The 21,889-nt window shown below is 51.2% G+C and carries 14 protein-coding genes; 12 read left to right on the top strand and 2 right to left on the bottom strand.

Features of this window, described 5'->3' with window-relative positions; all coding sequences use genetic code 11:
- The first annotated feature begins 32 nt into the window (after window positions 1-32).
- The 10 genes from JT719_RS17060 to JT719_RS17015 all read left to right on the top strand — a co-directional run bounded on the left by JT719_RS17060 (window position 33) and on the right by JT719_RS17015 (window position 16,059).
- Complete coding sequence (locus JT719_RS17060; RefSeq protein ID WP_207434716.1) at window positions 33-3,146, top strand: SusC/RagA family TonB-linked outer membrane protein; 3,114 nt, start codon at window positions 33-35, stop codon at window positions 3,144-3,146.
- An 11-nt stretch (window positions 3,147-3,157) separates the two neighbouring features.
- Complete coding sequence (locus JT719_RS17055; protein WP_207434715.1) at window positions 3,158-5,110, top strand: RagB/SusD family nutrient uptake outer membrane protein; 1,953 nt, start codon at window positions 3,158-3,160, stop codon at window positions 5,108-5,110.
- 178 nt (window positions 5,111-5,288) lie between these two features.
- Window positions 5,289-5,537: a beta-xylosidase family glycoside hydrolase gene (locus JT719_RS17050; RefSeq protein ID WP_242693317.1), complete on the top strand. Its 249-nt coding sequence runs from the start codon at window positions 5,289-5,291 to the stop codon at window positions 5,535-5,537.
- Window positions 5,538-5,654: 117 nt separating this feature from the next.
- Window positions 5,655-6,827, top strand: coding sequence for a mannonate dehydratase (gene uxuA, locus JT719_RS17045; protein ID WP_207434711.1), 1,173 nt, complete (start codon window positions 5,655-5,657; stop codon window positions 6,825-6,827).
- 6 nt (window positions 6,828-6,833) lie between these two features.
- Window positions 6,834-8,294, top strand: a complete 1,461-nt coding sequence (uxaC, locus tag JT719_RS17040; RefSeq protein ID WP_207434707.1) for a glucuronate isomerase — start codon at window positions 6,834-6,836, stop codon at window positions 8,292-8,294.
- A gap of 13 nt (window positions 8,295-8,307) precedes the next feature.
- Complete coding sequence (locus tag JT719_RS17035; RefSeq protein ID WP_207434704.1) at window positions 8,308-11,241, top strand: glycosyl hydrolase 115 family protein; 2,934 nt, start codon at window positions 8,308-8,310, stop codon at window positions 11,239-11,241.
- 226 nt (window positions 11,242-11,467) lie between these two features.
- On the top strand, window positions 11,468-13,192 hold the full coding sequence (locus JT719_RS17030) for a glycoside hydrolase family 43 protein (protein ID WP_242693316.1): 1,725 nt from the start codon (window positions 11,468-11,470) through the stop codon (window positions 13,190-13,192).
- 137 nt (window positions 13,193-13,329) lie between these two features.
- Window positions 13,330-14,004 (top strand): fructose-6-phosphate aldolase, encoded by a 675-nt coding sequence (gene fsa, locus JT719_RS17025; protein WP_207434703.1) that lies wholly within the window; start codon window positions 13,330-13,332, stop codon window positions 14,002-14,004.
- A gap of 114 nt (window positions 14,005-14,118) precedes the next feature.
- On the top strand, window positions 14,119-14,982 hold the full coding sequence (locus JT719_RS17020) for a transketolase (RefSeq protein ID WP_207434702.1): 864 nt from the start codon (window positions 14,119-14,121) through the stop codon (window positions 14,980-14,982).
- A gap of 108 nt (window positions 14,983-15,090) precedes the next feature.
- Entirely contained in the window at window positions 15,091-16,059 is a 969-nt protein-coding gene (locus JT719_RS17015) for a transketolase family protein (RefSeq protein WP_207434700.1), read from the top strand.
- 256 nt (window positions 16,060-16,315) lie between these two features.
- Here JT719_RS17015 and xylA read toward each other — a convergent pair whose 3' ends face one another.
- Window positions 16,316-17,647 carry a xylose isomerase gene (xylA, locus tag JT719_RS17010; protein WP_207434698.1) on the bottom strand — a complete coding sequence of 444 codons (1,332 nt, stop codon included), beginning with the start codon at window positions 17,645-17,647 and terminating at the stop codon, window positions 16,316-16,318.
- A 26-nt stretch (window positions 17,648-17,673) separates the two neighbouring features.
- Complete coding sequence (locus JT719_RS17005) at window positions 17,674-19,155, bottom strand: xylulokinase (protein ID WP_207434696.1); 1,482 nt, start codon at window positions 19,153-19,155, stop codon at window positions 17,674-17,676.
- A 386-nt stretch (window positions 19,156-19,541) separates the two neighbouring features.
- Between JT719_RS17005 and JT719_RS17000 the strand changes: the two genes are divergently transcribed.
- Both JT719_RS17000 and JT719_RS16995 read left to right on the top strand, forming a co-directional pair.
- Window positions 19,542-20,564, top strand: a complete 1,023-nt coding sequence (locus JT719_RS17000; RefSeq protein ID WP_207434695.1) for a LacI family DNA-binding transcriptional regulator — start codon at window positions 19,542-19,544, stop codon at window positions 20,562-20,564.
- Between the two features lie 437 nt (window positions 20,565-21,001).
- On the top strand, window positions 21,002-21,850 hold the full coding sequence (locus tag JT719_RS16995) for an MBL fold metallo-hydrolase (protein WP_207434694.1): 849 nt from the start codon (window positions 21,002-21,004) through the stop codon (window positions 21,848-21,850).
- Window positions 21,851-21,889: the final 39 nt, after the last annotated feature.

Below are 21,889 nucleotides of genomic sequence, written 5' to 3'. Positions count from 1 at the left end.
CTTACTAGCTCTACACTTCAAATCAATTTTGTATGAAAGGTAATATTACCCAAAATCCCAGGTCAACGATTTCCCTGCTGCGGAAGTCGGGTACCATGAAACTGGCCTTGATGCTGGTGGTTGCTCTCGTGGCGAGCTTACAGGCTTTTGCCCAAGGCAATGTGACAGTGAGTGGCCGGGTGACCGATGCCGCCGGAGCAGGGTTGCCAGGTGTGACGGTCATGCTGAAAGGTACTTCTACCGCTGCCCCTACAGATGTGGAAGGGAACTACTCTATTTCAGTGCCTAACCCCGCCGGAACGCTGGTGTTCTCCTATATTGGCTACCTGCCGCAAGAGGTTCCTATCAATAACAGAACCTCTATCAACGTGACGCTGGCCTCTGATCAGCAGACCATTGACGAGGTAGTGGTAGTGGGGTACGGTACTCAGAAAGCGGAAGCAGTAACTGGTTCAGTAGCCTCTATCAGTGGAGATGCCCTCCGTGAGGTGCCTTCTGCAAACATCTCACAGGCCTTGCAAGGTCGTCTGCCAGGTGTGGAGTTTTCCCAGTCTTCGTCTCAGCCGGGCGCCAACATGCAGATCCGTATTCGCGGTACGCGCTCGCTGTCAGCCAGCAATGATCCATTGATCGTATTAGATGGTATCCCTTTCCCCGGATCTATCAGCGACATCAACCCCAATGATATTCAGAGTGTGGATATCTTGAAAGATGCCTCGGCTACCGCCATCTACGGATCTCGTGGAGCCAACGGGGTAGTGTTGATCACCACCAAAGGAGGTAAAGCAGGGCAGAAGCCGCAAATCAGCTATGATAGCTTTGTTGGCGTTAAAACTGTATTTGCCAAATACCCAATGATGAATGGCGCTGAGTTTGTTGCCCTGCGTAAAGCAGCCGGCATTTACACAAACTCACTGGATGAAGCCGATGATGTAAATACAGACTGGCAGGATCTATTGTATAGAAAAGGTATCCAGACAAACCACAACTTAGGTGTTTCTGGGGGTACCGAAAATGGCCGTTATAACTTCAATGCGGGTTATTATAAGGAGCAAGGCGTCATTCCTAGCCAGCAGTTCACCCGTTACTCTGTGCGCGGAACGCTTGACCAGGGCGTAGGTAAATATATTCGCGTTGGTTTCACTACCAACAATACCTACAATCGTTCTGAAGGTTCCAACGTGGGCTTGTACGGCGTGCTGAGCATGTCGCCTATCGCCAATCCATACAATGCTGATGGAACCTTGAAAAGAACCGTTAGAATGCCGCTGGATGAGCAATGGGTTTATACCAGAGATGTGGTAGAAGATTTACAAGATAGCTGGTTAAGCCAAACCAGAACTATGGCTACTTACAACACCCTCTATGGAGAAGCCAAAATACCAGGCGTGGAAGGGTTGAAGTATAGAATCAATCTGGGCTTGAATTACCGTCAAAGCCAAGGGGGCGCTTACACAGGCCAGGGGGTTACCTCTGCTACGCCAACAACTCCTTCTACGGCATCGGTTAGCAATTCAGTAACTACTGACTGGACGGTTGAAAATCTGTTAACCTATGACCGCACCTTTGCTGATAAACATAACATCAATGCGGTGGCCTTGTATTCAGCTTCGGAAACAAGCTTCAACAGATCCCGCATTGCGGCAAGAGATATCCCTTCAGACGCCTTCCAGTTCTACAATCTTGGCTTGGCTGCGGGCGAAATCACCGTGAACCCAGGAGACCAACAGTATCGGAAAACAGGTTTAATGTCATGGATGGGGCGTGTGATGTACTCCTACGATGACCGTTACATGTTAACCGCTACGGTTCGTTCAGATGGAGCTTCTGTGTTAGCGCCTGGTTATAAATGGCATACCTATCCAGCTGTGTCTGTTGGCTGGAACGTGGCAAGAGAATCGTTTATGGAAGGAATTTCTGCGATTAACATGCTGAAACTGCGTGTTGGATACGGAAGAACCTCTAACCAATCAATTCAACCGTATGCCACTCTTGGGTTGTTAGCCTCTCGTCCTTACAACTTTGGTCCTACCAATTACCAGACTGGTTTGTATGTTAGTGAAGTGCCTAACCCTAATTTAGGTTGGGAATTCTCTAAAACATGGAATTATGGTTTAGATTTCGCGGTACTGAACAACCGACTGTCTGGTACAATTGAGTACTATGTAACCAATACGGAAGATATCTTATTGGCGCTTCCATTGCCTCCAACTTCTGGGGTGAACAGCTATACTGCCAACATTGGAGCAACCCAAAACAAAGGTATAGAGCTTTCCCTGAATGGCGTGATCCTGGACAACCTTAACGGCTGGACCTGGGAAGCGGGTGTCAATTTCTACCGCAACCGCAACAAGATTGTATCCCTGGCGGGAGAGCAAGACAGAGATGAGGGCAACTGGTGGTTTGTTGGGCAACCAATCAACGTGATCTATGACTACGAGAGAATAGGTCTCTGGCAGGAAGAAGATCCTTACAGAAATATTTTGGAGCCAGGTGGAAACGTAGGGATGATCAAAGTGAAATACACTGGCGAATACAACCCAGATGGTACCCCAACCAGAGCCATTGGTCCTCAGGATCGTCAAATCCTGGACGTGAATCCTAATTTCCAGGGTGGTTTCAATACCCGCGTATCTTACAAAGGATTTGATTTAAGCGCAGTAGGTGCTTACCAGAACGGAGGTATCCTTATCAGTACCCTTTACGGAAGTTCAGGTTACCTTAATATGATGAGCGGTCGCCGGGGGAACGTGAAAGTAGACTACTGGACACCAGAGAATACTGACGCCAGATACCCTAAACCAGGAGGCCTCATGAGCGGTGACAACCCTAAGTATGGCAGTACCCTTGGGTATTTTGATGCCTCTTACCTGAAAATTCGCACTATTTCCCTGGGGTATAACTTTGATAACAACGCCTGGCTGAAAGGCGTGGGTGTGAACAGACTGCGGCTTTACGTAACGGCCCAGAACCCATTTGTGATGTTCTCGCCTTATCACAGAGAATCTGGAATGGATCCGGAAACTAACTCCTATGCAAATGAGAATGCGGCCGTAACGGATGCTTACAGACCGCGCTTACTGACGATTGGTACTAACGCGCCTGCCACCCGCAGCTACTTAGTGGGCTTAAACGTTACATTCTAAAGAAGAGAAAAATGAAGAGTCTAAAAATAAAATTTTTGATTGGGGCAGCCGTGATCTCTATGTCAGCGGTGAGTTGCTCTGATATTCTGGAAGAAGAGCCACGTAGCACGTATACACCCGAGTTTTTCAAAACGGAGAGAGGTGTTCAAGGTGGACTAACATCCATGTACGCCCACCTGCGCTATATTTACGGTGATGCTTACTTTTATAACACCACCCTTACCGGTACTGATGAAGTAACTTATGGAAGGGATGCCGACGAGAACTTCCTGGTAATGGATCTCTCAGGCAGAGGGGTGATCAACTCCAACAACAGCCGGGCTGATAGATTGTGGGGAGCTGCTTTCCCTAATATCAATACCGCCAGTGGTGTGATTGAAAATGCGGCTTTGGTAGGCACCATTTCCCCCGCTTTGATTGCTGAAGCCAGATTCTTCCGGGCGTTCGATTACTTCATGCTGGTACAAACCTTTGGAGGGGTTCCCCTGGATCTGGGTTCCGGTGAATTGAAGTTCAACACAAACCCTATCAGAACTTCTGTGCGCAACACAGTGCCTGAGGTCTACACCAAAGCCGTTTTCCCAGATTTACTCAAAGCGATAGAAGATTTGCCAACTACCAGTCGGGTTACCGGGGCAGTAAACAAAACGGTTGCCCGTCTTTACCTGGCAAAAGCGTATCTGACATATGCCTGGTGGCTTGAAAACCCCAATAACATTCCAACTTATCCTGAGACTCCCCGCACTGATCCTAACGGCCATAATGCCCAATGGTATTTCCAGCAGGCGTATGACATTGCAGCAGCTGCCATTGACAACCCTGGTACTTACGGATTAATGCCGACCTACTATGACGTTAACCTGGCACAGAATGACCGCAACAAGGAAATTCTGTTATATGCCGATCACACCGAGACAAGTGAGTTATACAACGGGGGTAGTTTAACCTTTGGCTCAGGAGGTGCTCCAGATAACTTTGCCAGCTGGATGTTGACCTGGAACTATACTAACATCAGGAGCGCCCTTAATGCAGACGGAACCAATCCTGTGTCTTCTGTTCAGCGGGAAGCGGCACAAGCTTTAGGGCGTCCGTGGAATCGTATGGCACCCACCATTGGGGCAGTTCAGAACACCTTTGCCGACAAGACAAACGATTCCCGTTACGATGGTACCTTTACCACTACTTACCGTGGAAACTGGCCTAAAGGCGGTGTGAACGCACAGGTGGTATATAACGCAAACAACTTGCCCGTTAGACCAGGAGAACCTATCCTGACCTTCCTGAACGAGGATCCAGCTACCGGTATCGCTTATCCAAACGGAGCAGGAAAGAGCAACATTGGGGCAGGAGAAATGCCTGGTAGAGCAGATTACGTGATTGCCCCTAGCGGCATCAGCCGTATTGTTTATCCTGGTATTTGGAAGCTTGGTCCTTACCGTACCGACAATGGCAACGGCTTAGGACAGCCAAACGCCGGCAGTACCCGTCCGTTCAACATTGCTAAATTCTCTGAGCTGTACTTTATTGCAGCTGAAGCAGCAGTGAAAGGTGCCACCACCCAGCCAGGTAAAAGCGCCAGAGACCTGATAAATGTGATCCGTGCCCGTGCCGGCAAGTGGCGTTGGGATAACAACGGCAATACCGCCAAAGTGGAGGACAATAGCGCTGCCATGGTTGCTGCCACCCCAGCCACCATTGACATCAACTATATTTTGGCAGAGCGGTCCCGCGAATACTTTGGCGAAGGATACCGCTGGTATGATCTGGTTCGTACTCAGAAATGGAATGAGCTTGCTTCCACGTATCAGATTGCGGGAACTGCTTATGGAGACCATACCGCTGTCACCGTAACTCGTACCATTCAGCCGCATCACTACTTGCGTCCTATCCCGCAAAGTCAGCTTGACCGCATGGATGTACCAGCGTCAGTGAAAGCTGCTTACCAAAACCCTGGTTATTTATAATCTTGTATTTTCCTTATGAAAAGATTGGCTGCCCCTTAAGAGCAGCCAATCTTTTTAGTGCGTTGCTCAACTGCGTTTCGGGGGCTTTTTCATAAAACCTTGGTAAAACCAGTCTGCTAAGGTGATGTTTGGGTATTTTGGCGTGCCAACGCTGTCAAAGATTGGCCAACCCTTAAGGATGGCCTACACCATTCCACACTTTATAGGCTGCAGTTTCATAAAAGAAGGTGACTGGACGCTAATGCCAGACAACGTAGACGGAACCTTCCTTAGCACGCGTGCGGCTGGCGGGTTTGTGAGTGTGACCCTGGGTATGTACGCCACCTTCCAGGGAAAACCCTCCACCGGAAAAGCCACCTTTGACTGGTTCCATTACGAAGGCAAAGACCCTATTTACCAAAACACTGCATCGGTAAAAACAAAGTAGCTGAAAGCGGGTGCTTTTAGGCTATTTTCCTGAAAACACCGGCAAAACAAAAAGTGCTACATTACCCTAGTTTTACCACAAACAGGTAAGATTAAATCATATTTAAAGAACCATTCTATGTCATTACTTCAAAGCTGGAGATGGTACGGACCCAATGATCCAGTGACTCTGCAGGATGTGAAACAAGCCGGGGCTACCGGTATTGTGAGTGCCTTACACCATGTTCCCCACGGTGCCGTTTGGCCCCTGGAGGAAATCCAGGAGCGGAAACGCATTATTGAGGAAAGCGGCCTTACCTGGGCCGTGGTGGAAAGCGTGCCGGTACATGAATCCATCAAAACCCGCACCGGCGATTATGAGCAGTATTTAGAAAACTACCGCCAATCGCTACGCAACCTGGCTGCCTGCGGCCTGAAGACCATCTGCTACAACTTCATGCCCGTGCTGGACTGGACCAGAACCAACCTGGCGCTGGAGATGTGGAACGGGGCCAAAGCCCTCTACTTTGACTGGTCTGACCTGGCCGTTTTTGACCTGTTTATCTTAAAAAGAGAAGGAGCCGAGCAAGACTACGCGCCAGAAGTGGTGCAACAGGCCAAGGAAAGGTTCAACACATACTCCCAGCAGCAACTGGATGAGCTGAGCGAGATCATCCGGATGGGCGTTCCCATGGAAGGCTACATTGAGCTGGAGCACCTAACCCAGAGCATCGGGATCTATAAGAACATCGGCCATGCCGGTTTGCGCGAGAACCTGGCGTACTTTCTGGAATCAATTATGGACGTTTGTGAGGAAAACGGCCTTAAAATGACCATTCACCCAGATGATCCGCCTTATCCAATTCTGGGCTTGCCGCGCATCGCCTCCAACAAAGAAGACCTGGAGTTTATCATCAAGCGGGTAGACCGCGAACCCAACGGCATCTGTTTCTGCACGGGTTCCCTGGGTGCCGGGCCGCACAACAACCCGGTGGAAATCCTGAAATCAGTGGGGCACCGCGTGTACTTTGCGCACCTGCGCAACGTGAAGAAAGACGCTATGGGCAACTTCTATGAGTCTGACCACCTGGCCGGTGATGTAGACATGTATGGCGTGATGCGTGAGCTGGTGGCCATTAACCGCGAGAGAACCGAACCCATTCCGTTCCGTCCGGATCACGGGCACCAGATGCTGGATGACCTGCACAAAGTCACCAACCCGGGTTACTCGGCCATCGGTCGCCTGAGAGGTTTGGCAGAGCTGCGCGGATTAGAGATGGGTATTGAAAGAACTATTTACGGTAACAGCTAATTTCTTATGCAAGAGAGCTTCATTCTCCCGTCTTCCGTTGCTCCTCGTAGTCCGCAGCCTTCATTGAACACGTTTCTGAATGAAGATTTCCTCTTGCAGACCGAAACCAGCAAGCAACTGTACCATGGGTATGCCAAAGGCCTGCCCATCATTGATTACCACTGTCACCTGTCGCCAGAGGCCATCGCGGCCAATGCCAATTACGCCAACATGACCCAGATCTGGCTGGCAGGTGACCATTACAAGTGGCGGGCGCTGCGCACGCTGGGCCTGGAGGAAAAGTACATCACCGGCAAGGCCACAGACGAAGAGAAGTTTCTGAAGTGGGCCTCGGCGGTGCCGTATACCGTTCGCAATCCCTTGTACCACTGGACCCACATGGAACTGCAGAACCCGTTTGGGGTAGACGAGCTGCTCACTGAGTTCAACGCCCTTGAGGTGTACGAGCACTGCAACGGGCTGCTGCAGAAACCAGAATTTACCCCGCAAGGCCTCCTGACGCACTTTGGGGTAGAGATGGTGGGTACCACCGATGACCCCACCGATGATCTGGCGTACCATGAGCAATTGGCGGAGTCTTCTTTCCAGACCAAAGTATTGCCTTCCTTCCGCCCCGATAAAGTCCTGAATCTTTCCGGCGGAGAGGCGTTCCGCGACTACATCCGGCTACTCGCTAGCGTCACCGGCTCTGAGATCTTCAACCTGGACAGCCTGCTGGAAGCCCTTGAAAACCGGGTCAACTACTTCCACGCGCACGGCTGCCGCATCTCAGACCACGGCCTCACGAACCTACCTATGGGGCAGGTATCGCTGCACCAATTGAACAAGGTGTTTACTGATGTGCTGCAGGGCGATGACCGGGAAGCAGTTCAGTACCACGATGCCTTCGCCCGATTCTTATTGGTGGAGTTGGGCCGCATGTACTACCAGAAAGGGTGGGTGCAGCAATTCCACGTAGGAGCCATCCGGAACAACAACCGCCGCATGCTGCAGGTGAACGGCCCCGATACCGGGTATGACTCCATCGGGGACTATCCGCAGATCCCCGCCATGGCCGATTTCTTCAACCAACTGGAACAGGAAAACTGCCTCACCAAAACCATCATCTACAACCTGAACCCCGCCGATAACGCCGCTTTCGCTACCATGATCGGGAATTTCCAAGGGGGCGGCATCAAAGGCAAGATGCAGTTCGGTTCGGCATGGTGGTTCCTGGATAACCTGGATGGCATGAAGCAGCAGCTAGATGCTTTGTCTAACATGGGGCTCATCAGCTGTTTTGTGGGCATGCTTACAGATTCGCGCAGCTTCCTCTCGTACTCCCGCCACGAGTATTTTCGGCGCTTGGTGTGCAATATGCTGGGCGAGGAGATGGAGCGCGGTTTGCTGCCTATGGACCTGCCCTGGATAGGTAAAATGGTGCAGGATATCTGCTACTACAACGCCAAAAACTACTTTCCCTCCTAATTGATTTCCCCGCATGAATTACGTCACTTTTACTCAAAACAGGTCAGAAACGCAGATCAGGCCAAAAGCCAATTGGCGAAAGCTGGTTCTGGTGCTACTTATTTTGTTGGTGGCTCCGGCCGCTTTCGCGCTGGACGATGTTTCCTATGTCTCCAGCCAGAAGAAGGGCAATGCTTTTCCGTTGGCAGAAGCCGGAAAGCCAGCTTCTTTCTTCATCCATGAATCAGATTTTCCGGGTGTTATCAGAGCCCTGAAAGACCTGCAAGCCGATGTGCAGCGCGTCACTAAAACCGAACCCTCGCTGACGGTTGGGAAGAAGACCCCCAAAGTCAAGACGCTGGTGCTGGTGGGAACGCTGGGCAAAAGCCCGCTCATAGACCAACTGGTGAAAAGCAAAAAGCTGGACGTGAAAGACCTGACCGGCAAGTGGGAGACCTTTGTGGTGCAGACCGTGAAGAAACCCATGAAAGGGGTAGACGAGGCGCTGGTGATTGTGGGCAGCGACAAACGCGGCACCATCTACGGCATCTATGACGTGTCTCAGCAGATTGGCGTATCGCCGTGGTACTGGTGGGCCGATGTGCCAGTAAAGCAGCAGCAGAACCTGTACGTGCAGGAAGGTCGCCACACCAAAGGAACACCCGCCGTGAAATACCGCGGCATCTTCATCAACGATGAAGCCCCGGCATTGTCCAACTGGGCTAAGCAGCAGTTTGGTGGGTTCAACCACAAGTTTTACGAGAAGGTGTTTGAGCTGATTTTACGCATGAAAGGCAATTACCTGTGGCCGGCCATGTGGGGCAGCGCCTTCAGCGACGATGACAAGATCAACCCGCAAACCGCCGATCTGTACGGCGTGGTGATGGGTACCTCGCACCACGAGCCGCTCGCGCGCGCGCATGACGAGTGGCGCCGGAACGGGGGCGGACCGTGGAACTACAACACCAACGCCGAGAAACTGCGCGAGTTCTGGACTGGTGGCATCAAACGCATGAACGGCTTTGAGAACATTGTGACCGTGGGGATGCGCGGTGACGGCGATGAACCCATGAGCGAGGAAAGCAACATCGGGTTGCTGGAGCGCATCGTGGCCGACCAACGCAAGATCATCTCTGAAGTAACCGGCAAAGATGCTTCGCAAACGCCGCAGCTGTGGGCCCTGTACAAAGAGGTGCAGGACTACTATGACAAAGGCATGCGCGTGCCTGATGATGTGACCCTGTTGCTGGCCGATGACAACTGGGGAAACATCCGCAAATTGCCAAAACCAGGCGAAAAACAGCATTCCGGCGGCTACGGCATCTATTACCACTTTGACTACGTGGGCGGCCCCCGTAATTACAAATGGCTCAACACGAACCCAATTCCCAGAATCTGGGAGCAGATGCACCTGGCCTACCAGCACAAAGCCGACCGTATCTGGATTGTGAACGTGGGCGACATCAAACCTATGGAATTACCCACCGAGTTCTTCCTGGACTATGCCTGGAACCCGGAGAAATGGCCTGCTGAGAGCCTGGAAGAATACACCAGACTTTGGGCCGAGCGCCAGTTTGGAGCGGAGCATGCCCCGTCCATTGCGCAAATGCTTTCTAAATATACCAAATACAACAGCCGCCGTAAGCCAGAGCTGCTGTCTCCTGACACCTACAGCCTTACCAATTACCAGGAAGCCGAAAGGGTAGTAGCCGATTATAACCGTCTTGCTCAGGAAGCGGAGCGCATCAACGCCGCCCTCCCGGCCGAGTACCGTGATGCGTATTATCAATTGGTATTGTTCCCCATTAAAGCCTGCGCGAATTTGAACGAGCTGCACGTGACCACAGGGCTTAATCGGTTTTACGCCAGCCAGGGCAGAAACACTACCAATGACATGGCCGCCCGAGTAAAGCGCTTGTTTGAGAAAGACGCTGAACTCACAGAGTATTTCCACAAGAACATTGCCGGCGGTAAGTGGAACCACATGATGTCACAAACGCACATCAGCTACACCTACTGGCAACAGCCCGAAAAAGACGTGATGCCGGAGGTGAAGCAACTCTCGGTACCTGCCGCCGCAGACATGGGCGTGACTGTGGAAGGCTCCGCGCAATGGTGGCCTCAGGCGAAAGAAGCCGCTGTGCTGCCGGCTTTCTCGCCGTACCAGAAACAAGGCCATTACCTGGAAATCTTTAACCGCGGTCTGCAACCGTTTGATTACACCATCAAAGCCAGCGCTCCGTGGCTTAAAATATCGCAGGAGAAAGGCACCATAGCCAAAGAGCAGCGCCTGTGGGTAAGCGTAGATTGGGCCAACGTACCAGCCGGTCCGCAACGCGCCTCGTTGACCATCACCGGTCCTAAAGGAAAAAGCGTGACAGTGCAGGCTCCTGTGGAACCAGCGTTAACCGCAGCCATCTCCACCGAAGGCTTTGTAGAGAGCAACGGCTACGTTTCCATGGAGGCAGAGCACTTCACCCGCGCCGTGAACGGAGACAACATCCAATGGCAACTGATCCCGGATCTGGGTCGTACCGCATCGGCTATGACCACCGAACCGGTTATTGCTCCTAGCCAGACACCCGGCGGAAACACTCCGCACCTGCAGTACAAAGTGTACCTGCAGAAAGGTGGTGAGGTAAACGTGCAGGTGATGCTGGCCCCCACGCTCAATTTCCACAATACCCAAGGGCTGCGCTATGCCATCTCCTTTGATGATGAAAAGCCGCAGATCATCAACATTCACGCAGATAAGTCTGAGCGGGAGTGGAACAAGAACGTAGCCAACAACATCAACCTGACCATCTCCAAACACCAGCTAACCAAGCCAGGCGAGCACGTGCTCAAGTTCTGGATGGTAGACTCGGGCGTGGTGCTGCAGAAAATTGTAGTAGATGCCGGCGGACTTAAACCCAGCTACTTGGGACCACCAGAGAGCGCCAACTTATCTGCCAAGCAGGTGAAGTAATTCTGTTTCGGGTCTGTTTTCTTGTAAACAGGCCCGAATCAGATTTTTCCTCTCAGAGCCTATTGCATCTCATCAAGTTCTTTACTCTGGTGTAGAAACTCAAGCAGTAAAAGCCAAGCCCTCCAACTGCAGTAGTTTTTACAACTTATTTTTAGGATATTTCTACTAAAAGTACCTCAAACCAAAGTGCAGTTCTCCGTTCTATAGCAGTGGTAACACCTTACTTATGATCAAAAATCTACCTTTAATTAAGAAAAGCATCCTCATTGGGCTGTGTCTGTTTGTAATGCTGTTCAGGATTGGTTTTGCCCAGCAGAAGAAACCAATGTTCCAGAACCCAATTTTACCTGGCTTTTATCCTGATCCCAGTATCTGCCGGGTGGGGGAGGATTACTACCTCATTACGTCCACCTTTGCCTATTTTCCGGGAGTGCCCATCTTCCACAGCAAGGACCTGGTGAACTGGACCCAAATCGGCAACATTCTGGACCGGCCCGAGCAATTGAATTTGGATGGCCATGATGTCTCCCGAGGGATTTTCGCACCTACTATCTCTTACAAAAACGGCACGTTTTACATGGTTACCACTCTCATTGATAAGGGAGGAAACTTTGTGGTAACCGCCACCAACCCCGCAGGACCTTGGTCCAATCCTTATTGGTTGCCCAATGTAAACGGCATAGACCCCTCGCTCTTTCATGACGAGGATGGCAAAACCTATGTCATATACAATTCAGATGCCCCGGATAATAAGCCGCTGTATGATGGGCACCGCACCATCAGGATGTACGAACTTGATCTTAACACCATGAAAACCGTGGGTCCCCAGCATTTGCTGGTGAACGGCGGGGTAGACCTTTCCAAGAAGCCCGTCTGGATTGAAGGACCGCATATCTACAAGGTGAATGGCTACTATTACCTCATGGCCGCTGAGGGCGGAACCAGCGTGAACCATTCTGAGGTGATTCTGCGCAGCAAAAGTGTGGCGGGGCCTTACGTACCGTATGAGAAGAACCCCATCCTTACCCAGCGCCACTTGCCGGCAAACAGAACTAATCCAGTTTCAGCGACGGGCCACGCCGATTTGGTACAGACGCAAAAGGGTGAGTGGTGGGCCGTTTTCCTGGCAACCAGACCTTATGACGGACCCGGGGATCACTACAACATCGGGCGCGAGACCTTTCTGGCTCCCGTGACCTGGAAAGAGGGCTGGCCTATCATCAACCCGAACCATGAAGAAGTGCAGTATGCGTATCCGGTGCCCAACCTGCCGGCGCAGAAGAAACCTGCGTTTCCGCTCTCTGGCAATTTCACGTACCGCGAGGAGTTTACCGGCAATACCTTGCCCATGTACTGGCTGCAACTAAGAACGCCTCGTACTCTCTGGTACAGCCTGAGCCAACCTGCCGGCAAGTTAACCCTGAACGTTCGGCCTGAGAGCTTTTCCCAGAAAGTGAATGTCTCTTACGTAGCCCGCCGGCAGCAGCACGTACGCGGAAGTGCCAGTACCATTCTGGAGTTTGTGCCTCAGAAAGAAAATGAATTTGCGGGGCTGGTGGCTTTCCAGAACAGTGGGCATTATTACGCCCTTGGGAAAACCTTGAAAGGGGATGCACCGGTGGTGCGTCTTCTGAAAGCGGATAATTCCGTTCTGGCGGAAAAAGCTTTGACCACCGCTGAAAGTAAGCAACCGCTCTACCTGAAAGTTGAATTCAATGGCGCCGATTATTCCTTTTACTACGGCACCAAAAAAGGCAACTGGCAACTGCTGCAAGACAAAGTAGACGGCAAATACCTGAGCACCCGTGTGGCCGGCGGTTTTGTGGGCGTAACCCTGGGCATATACGCTACTTCCAACGGGCAGCCTTCCACCAATAAAGCTTCTTTTGACTGGTTTGACTACCAGGGCAAAGATTCTATTTATGATTCCTCGGTTAGCCTCAAAAAGTAGCTGCTGTATAAATTTTAAACTATTTACTTCTTAATTGTTTTAATTTCTTAATAATTGTTAAATTGACATTTAATTAATCCGCCTTGATTATTTAACCTAAAGAAACCAAACAACATCAACCATAAACCTATTCAACCATGAAATTTTTCATTGACACCGCCAATCTGGCGCACATCAAGGAAGCCCATGATCTGGGGATTCTGGACGGCGTAACCACCAACCCTTCTCTGATGGCAAAAGAAGGCATCAAAGGAGAGCAGGCCACCCTGGATCATTATAAGGCCATTTGCGAGATTGTGGACGGAGACATCAGCGCCGAAGTGCTTTCCACCGACTTTGAAACCATGGTAGAAGAAGGTAAAATTCTGGCGGGGCTGCACCCTAACATTGTAGTAAAGGTGCCTATGATCAAAGACGGCCTTAAAGCCATCAAGTGGTTCACCGATAACGGCATCAAAACCAACTGTACCCTGGTGTTCTCGGCGGGTCAGGCTATTCTGGCGGCTAAAGCCGGGGCTACCTACGTGTCGCCTTTCTTAGGGCGTCTGGATGATATTGGCTGGGACGGAGTACAGCTGATTGAGCAGATTGCTAACATTTACTCCATCCAGGGGTATGAAACCCAGATTCTGGCGGCCTCTATCCGCAGTTCCATCCACATTGTAAAATGTGCCGAGGCCGGGGCGCATGTCTGCACCTGTCCGCTGGAGCCAATCCTTAGCCTCCTCAAGCACCCGCTCACCGATAACGGTTTGGCTAAGTTCATTGCCGATGCCGATAAGATGAAAGAAGTAATAGAAGACGCTCTGTAACAATTTCATCTTTTCAGGAAAGCACTGCTACCAGAGACTTTCCCCAGTGGGATAGTCTTTTTCTCAAGCAGTTCCTTCCAATCTAAATCCTTATCAGAAAGCAAATCAGAACATATGCAGATAGAAGAAAAAGAAGCCGTGCAGGTAGAGGAACTGGAGCAGATTGCCAAACAGGTGCGGCGAGACGTTGTACGCATGGTGCACGGTTGCCAATCTGGTCACCCCGGCGGTTCCCTTGGTTGTACCGATTTTCTGGTGGCCCTGTATTTCCGGATCATGAACCACAACAAAGAGTTCAGCATGGATGCAGTGGGAGAGGACCTGTTTTTCCTTTCCAACGGACACATCTCACCGGTATGGTACAGTGTGCTGGCCCGCGCCGGTTACTTTGACGTAAGCGAACTCAAGACCTTCCGCAAGCTGAACTCCCGCTTGCAGGGGCACCCCACCACCCATGAGGGCTTGCCAGGCGTACGGATTGCCTCCGGTTCCCTGGGGCAGGGTTTATCGGTTGCCATTGGAGCGGCGCTCTCCAAGAAACTGAACGGCGATAACAGCCTGGTATTCACACTTCACGGTGACGGTGAATTGCAGGAAGGCCAGATTTGGGAAGCAGCCATGTTTGCTCCGCACCACAAAGTAGATAACCTGATCTCCACCATTGATGTGAACGGCCAGCAGATAGACGGACCTACCGATAAGGTCATGTCTCTGGGGAACCTGCGCGCCAAATGGGAAGCCTTTGGGTGGGATGTACTGGAAATGAACGGCAACAATTTTGAAGACGTGATCAGGGGGCTGGAGCTAGCTAAAAGCAGAGCCTTCCAGGGGAAACCTATCATGATCCTGATGCAGACCAACATGGGCCACGGGGTGGATTTCATGATGGGATCTCACAAGTGGCACGGGGTGGCCCCAAATGATGCCCAGTTAGAGCAGGCATTGGCGCAGCTTACCTGTAACATGCAGGACTATTAAGCCCGCGGTTGTTGATCATTTTCTTTTGGGCTTCTTTTCCAAAAAGTGGCCTGTAAACGCATCAATCAAATTCCTGCAATGGGGCAGGTTTCAAAAGAAATCATCTACATGAAAAAATATACTTATACAGAGTCTAAAGATACCCGCTCTGGCTTTGGCGCGGGGTTGCTGGAGGTAGGCCGCAAAAACGAGAATGTGGTAGCACTCTGCGCTGACCTGGTGGGCTCCCTTAAAATGGCAGACTTCATCAAGGAGTTTCCTGAGCGCTTTTTCCAGGTGGGAATTGCCGAGGCTAACATGATGGGCATTGCCGCCGGTATGACCATTGGCGGAAAAATCCCTTACACTGGTACTTTCGCCAATTTCTCCACGGGCCGGGTGTACGACCAGATCCGGCAGTCCATTGCCTATTCAGACAAAAACGTGAAGATCTGCGCCTCGCACGCGGGTCTGACCTTGGGCGAAGACGGAGCCACGCACCAGATTCTGGAAGACATAGGCATGATGAAAATGCTACCGGGCATGACCGTCATTAACCCCTGTGACTACAACCAGACTAAGGCCGCTACCATTGCCATCGCTGATCATCACGGGCCGGTGTACCTGCGCTTCGGGCGTCCGGTCATTCCGGTGTTTACCCCAGCCGATCAGGAGTTTGTGATCGGGAAAGCCTGGATGGTGAACGAAGGAACCGATGTGAGCATTTTCGCGACGGGTCACCTGGTGTGGGAAGCCATCAAAGCCGGTGAGAAACTAGCTGAAATGGGCATTTCCGCCGAGATCATCAATATTCACACCATTAAACCGCTGGATGAGGAAGCCGTTCTTGCTTCGGTAGCCAAGACCGGCTGCGTGGTAAGTGCCGAGGAGCATAACCGCCTTGGTGGTTTAGGCGACAGCATTGCCCAGCTTCTGGTGAAACACAATCCGGTGCCCATGGAGTACGTGGCCGTGAACGATACCTTCGGGGAAAGCGGTACACCAGAGCAGCTCATGAAAAAGTACGGTCTGGATGACGAGCACATCATCAAGGCTGTGCAAGCTGTGATGGAGCGGAAAAAGGTGCTGGTAGGATAGGCATGTTTGCTGATCCTTTTTCGGCTTAGTTTTCAAAAAGAACCATAAAAAAGATTAGGATATAGGAGAAAGGCGGGCTCTACTGGAGCCCGTTTTTTTTTTGCCTGGTTTTCTAAAAAGAAGGCAAAACAAGTATTTCGAAATGAAAAAGTGAGCGCCAACCAAAATAAAAAGGCTGCCTCTAGCAGAGGCAGCCTTTCCCATTTATGCATGAAAAAAAAACTACAATTTTGAAAAGCTGAACTTACGCAGGAGCTTAGATGAACCGGTTGATCAGGTTCTCCAGGTACTCCTGACGGCCGCTTTGCAGGGTTGGCTCACCTTGCTCAATGGCGTAGGCGCGCAGGTCTTCCAGAGACAGTTTGCCTTGCTCAAACTCCTGACCTTTGCCGCTGTCAAAAGAAGCGTAACGCTCCTTGCGGATTTTGAGGTAGTCAGAGTTCTGCAGGATGTTGTCAGCGGTGATCAGGGCGCGGGCAAACGTATCGGCACCACCAATGTGGGCGTAGAACAGGTCAGCTGGGTCAGTGGAGTTTCTTCTGATTTTGGCATCGAAGTTCACGCCACCGCCTTGCAGGCCACCGGCCTCCAGGAAGATCAGCATGGCCTCGGTCAGTTCGTTCAGGTTGTTCGGGAACTGGTCAGTATCCCAGCCGTTCTGGTAGTCACCGCGGTTGGCATCTACTGAACCCAGTACCCCGGCATCAGCGGCAACCTGCAGCTCGTGCTGGAAGGTGTGGCCCGCCAGAGTAGCGTGGTTTACCTCGATGTTGATTTTGAAATCACCTAATAAATCGTGCTGACGCAGGAACCCGATCACGGTAGCGCAGTCGTAGTCGTACTGGTGCTTGGTTGGTTCCATTGGCTTAGGCTCAATGAAGAATGTACCTTTGAAGCCTTGCGCACGGGCGTAGTCTTTGGCTGAGTGCAGGAAGCGGGCCAGGTGTTCTTGCTCACGCTTCATGTTGGTGTTCAGCAAAGTCATGTAACCTTCGCGGCCTCCCCAGAACACGTAGTTTTCACCACCCAGGGCAATAGTGGCATCCAACGCACCTTTCACCTGCGCAGCTGCGTGCGATAACACATGGAAATCTGGGTTAGTAGAGGCACCGTTCATGTAACGCTCGTGCGAGAATACGTTGGCAGTTCCCCACAGCAGTTTCACACCGGTTTCGGCTTGCTTCTGCTTCGCGTATTCCACCATGGTCTGCAAACGACGCTCGTTTTCCACAACGTCATTGCCAAAGTCTACCACGTCCACATCATGGAAGCAGTAGTAAGGCATGCCCAATTTAGTGATGAACTCAAACGCGGCATCCATTTTGGCTTTGGCACGCTCAATTACATCTGAACTCTGGTCCCAGGCGAAGTTCAACGTTGGGCCTCCGAATGGATCAGAGCCGTTCGCGTTGAATGAGTGCCAATAGGCCACTGAAAACTTAAGATGCTCTTTCAGGGTTTTGCCCGCCACTACACGGTTTTCGTCATACCAACGGTACGCCAACGGGTTGTCAGACTCCGGACCTTCAAACTTTATCTGTCCTATTCCTTTGAAGTATTCTGTGTCTACTAAGGTGTGATTTGCCATGGCTTTGAATGTATGGTGTTAAAAAATTAGTTACTCAGTTGTTTTAATAGCAATGCTTTCCAGTCCTGGTAAGCGGTTTCGAAGGCATCGGTCTGGGTTGGTTCCACCACTCGCAGGCGCTCAAACCGGCTGAACGCTTCCTGCGCGGAGCTGAAAACCTTGGCACCAATTCCGGCCCCCAGGGCAGCGCCTACGCTACCGTCGTTCTGGTACAATTCTACCGGTACGTGGGTGGCGTTCACAAAGGCTTCGGCGAACAGATCGCTCAGGAACATGTTGGCGTTGCCCGCCCGTATCACCTGCGGATTCATGCCGTTCTCACGCATGATGTCCAGCCCGTAGCGGAACGTGAACGCGATTCCTTCCTGCACCGCCCGGAACACGTGGGCTTTGGAATGCAGGTTGAAATCAAGATGATGGAATTGTGCGCCAATGATGCGGTTGTTGAATACCCGCTCCGCTCCGTTCCCGAAAGGGAAAATGCGCAAGCCCTGGCTACCCACCGGGGTTTTCCGGGCTTCTTCGTTCATCTGCGGATAGCTCAAGCCCTGGCCCATGTTTTCTTTTAACCAGCTGTTCATGATGCCGGTACCGTTGATGTTCATGAGCACGCCCACGCGCTTAGATTCTGGGGTGTAGTTCACGTGCGCGAAGGTGTTCACCCGTGATTGGGGGTCATACACCAATTGATCGCTCACGCCGTAAATTACGCCCGAGGTACCTGCCGTAGCGGCCACTTCACCGGGATGGAGCACGTTCAACGAAAGCGCGTTGTTAGGCTGGTCGCCTGATTTATAAGCTACCGGTATGCCTGCTTTCAGAGAAAGGGTAGAGGCAACTTCTGGTTTCACTTCGCCGTGCGATGAAAACAGCGGTCGCACCTCCGGGATAATGTCTGCGCTGAACCCAAAGAAGTTCATGACATCGGCAGAAACCTCGTCTTTCTGGAAATCCCAGAAAATCCCCTCAGACAAAGCCGAGACGCTGGTAGTGATTTCGCCCGTCAGTTTCATGGCGATGTAGTCGCCGGGCAGCATGATTTTATAGATTCTGCTGAACGTTTCCGGCTCGTTTCCCTTTACCCAGGCCAATTTGGCGGCGGTGAAGTTACCCGGAGAATTTAACAGGCGAGAAAGACTCTGCTCTTTGCCAATGTGCTCAAACGCCTGATTTCCGTAAGGCACGGCGCGGCTATCGCACCAGATAATAGATTCGCGCAGCACGTTCTGGTCTTGGTCTACCACCACCAGGCCGTGCATCTGGTAGGCAATGCCTATGGCGCCAATGTCCTGGGGGTTGTACTTGCCCGTGGCGTTTACCTTGGCAATGGCTTTCTGGGTATGCTCCCACCACATCTCGGGCGACTGCTCGGCCCAACCCGGCTGCAGGGAGTTGATTTTGGATTCCGTGTCGGGATACTGAGCCGAAGCCAAGCTTTTCTGGGTGTCGGCGTCCACAACAGAGACTTTGATAGAAGAAGTACCTACGTCTATTCCTAATAAGAGCATACTGGGCGTTGTTTCTTAATGAGCACTGTACGCGGGCAAACGGCTGATTTAATGGTACGAAATACTTTCAATTCAGATTTATGCCAACGTTGGCATAAGTTTAAGGGAAAATTTTTAGAATAGAAAATTTATTGACTTTAATTACTGAAATTTTAGGAATAAAGGCGAAAAATACCTCGGTTTGAAGAGAAGTTTTTATTTTATTGCTGCTTATTCTTCAGAGAAGGAAAAAGGCAAGATTCGTCAATCTTGAATCAGAAAGGCCAAGTGGTTGCACGGTTTCCTGGTTGATTTTCTAAAAAGAAGCCAGAATCATATTGGTTAAAGCTATTTGTTGAAAATTTTTAAATGAGCATTGGGTATATTTATGCCCAATCCCCGAGAAGTTGAAGAAGACCACCATACATGATATTGCCCGTGAGTTAGATGTAACGTTCTCTACCGTAGCCCGGGCCCTGAATGACCATCCGGCCATCAGCGCAGCCACCAAGGCCGCCGTGCTGGAAACCGCCAAACGTCTGAACTACCAGCAGAACAAACTCGCATCCTCGCTCCGTTCTGGCCGCACCAACGTGATTGGTATTATTGTGCCCAGCCTAGATACCAGTTTCTTCAGTTCGGTGGTGCACGGCATTGAGAAGGTGATGAACGAGAACGGCTACAACATTCTGCTGTACCAGACCGGCGAATCCCTTTTGCAGGAGCAGAAGGGGATTGAGACGTTTTTGCAGTCCCGGGTGGATGGCATTATCTCCTCGGTGTCCAATGAGGCCGAAGGAAATGAGGTGTATTCCGAAATCAGGAAACGCCAGGTGCCGCTTCTGTTTTTTGACCGGGCCATCAAAGATCTGGGCGTACCCTCAGTGACCATCAATGACTACCAGGGCGGTTATGCCGCTACGGAGCATTTGATTCAGCAGGGCTATCAGCGCATCGTGCACATTACCTCAGACCAGAACCTGACCATCTTCAACGAACGCTACCGAGGCTACCGCGACGCCTTGCAGGAGCACGGCTTATCGGTTTCCCGAAAACTGATCTTCAAAAAACGGATTGCCCTGGAATCTGGCAAAGCCGCGGTACAGCAATTGCTCAAAGATAAAACCCCGTTTGACGCCGTTTTCGCCGCCGAAGATTATACCGCCATGGGCGCGCTTCAGCAACTGTTGGAATCGGGTGTCAGGGTGCCCGAGGAGGTAGGCGTGGTAGGATTCGCGAATGAAGCCTTCGGAGCCTTTGTGACGCCATCACTTTCCACCATTGACCAACAGACCGTAAAGATGGGGGAGGAAACCGCCCGATTATTCCTGAAGCTAAGCTCCAGCACGCAGGATTTCTACGGCACCGCCCCAGAGCGCATTGTCTTAGACCCCATCCTGGTTCCCCGCAAGTCCTCTCAGCCAAACTAAACCTTTTGCCTTGCTTCTGTTTCAGGTTTGTTTTTCAGGAAATAGGCCTAAAATAAGTGGTGGGTTGAAAATGATGTCAGGTTTAGGCTCTTTGTAGTTGCTTATACACTCCCTCGCTCGCCTCTGGCGAGTGTGCGTTATTGGGCGGCGTCCCGCCGCTATGCGGGCAAAATCCCTAGTTCATTATTTGTTTTTATAAAGTGCATAGCGGCCAGAGGCCACATGATAACGCACACTCGCCAGAGGCGAGCGAGGGAGAAATGACTAACCATTAATGGTAACTTAGCCTGATAAGCAGTTCCAAAAGGCAGCAAACCAGGATGTATGTTCTTAGCTAAATTAATATGTAAAGTAAAAGAGCTTTGCCTCAAATCTTTTCTACTTATCTTATAGTAACCCACATAAAATTATTCCCCCTCATCCGTTAATTTTGTAGTATGGGATTGAGCATAGCATCATTGGCATCGGGGAGTAACGGCAATTGCTATTACGTGGGGAATGAGAAGGAAGCAGTGTTGGTGGATGTGGGCATTTCTTGCCGCGAAACTGAGCGGCGGATGAACCGACTGGGGCTTTCCCTGGAGAAAGTAAAGGCTATTTTCATTTCCCATGAGCACTCAGACCATATCAAAGGCCTGACCGTCTTAGCCAAGAAGTACCGTATTCCGGTGTACATTACTCCGGCCACGTTGCGGGGGCTACGGTTTGGGGTGGAGGCGCAGCTGGTAAGATCCTTCCAAGCCTATGAGCCGGTAGATATCGGGGAGCTGGCCATCACCGGTTTTCCCAAACTGCACGATGCCGCTGATCCGCACAGCTTCGTGGTTTCCGGAGGGGGCATCAACATAGGCGTTTTTACAGATATCGGGACGCCTTGTGACCATGTCATCCAGAACTTCCGTCAGTGCCATGCTGCTTTCCTGGAAACCAATTATGATGAGGAGATGCTGGACCGCGGGTACTATCCTTACCACCTGAAAGCCAGGATCAAGGGAAACCATGGCCATCTTTCCAACCGGCAGGCTTTGAATCTGTTCACCGGGTACAAACCCGATTTCATGAGCCATGTGCTGCTGGGGCACCTTTCCCGGGATAACAACAATCCTGCGTTAGTGAAAGAATTGTTTTCTACCCATGCGGGTGGTACGCAGGTGGTAGTAGCCTCCAGGTTTGAGGAAACGCCTGTGTATTATATTGATGGCGCGCCTGTTAGTCCAATTCTAGCACCTCCTGCTAAACCGAAGGTAATTTCCCCGGCAGAGCAATTGTCTCTGGAGCTGTTTTAGGGTTTTTCTGCCTGGCAGATAGGAGCGCACTTGTGCAAA

Source organism: Sabulibacter ruber (assembly GCF_017355955.1).
Lineage (GTDB): Bacteria > Bacteroidota > Bacteroidia > Cytophagales > Hymenobacteraceae > Nibribacter > Nibribacter ruber_A.
Note: the sequence above shows the minus strand (reverse complement) of the source record. Positions and strands in the feature narration are given on the sequence as shown.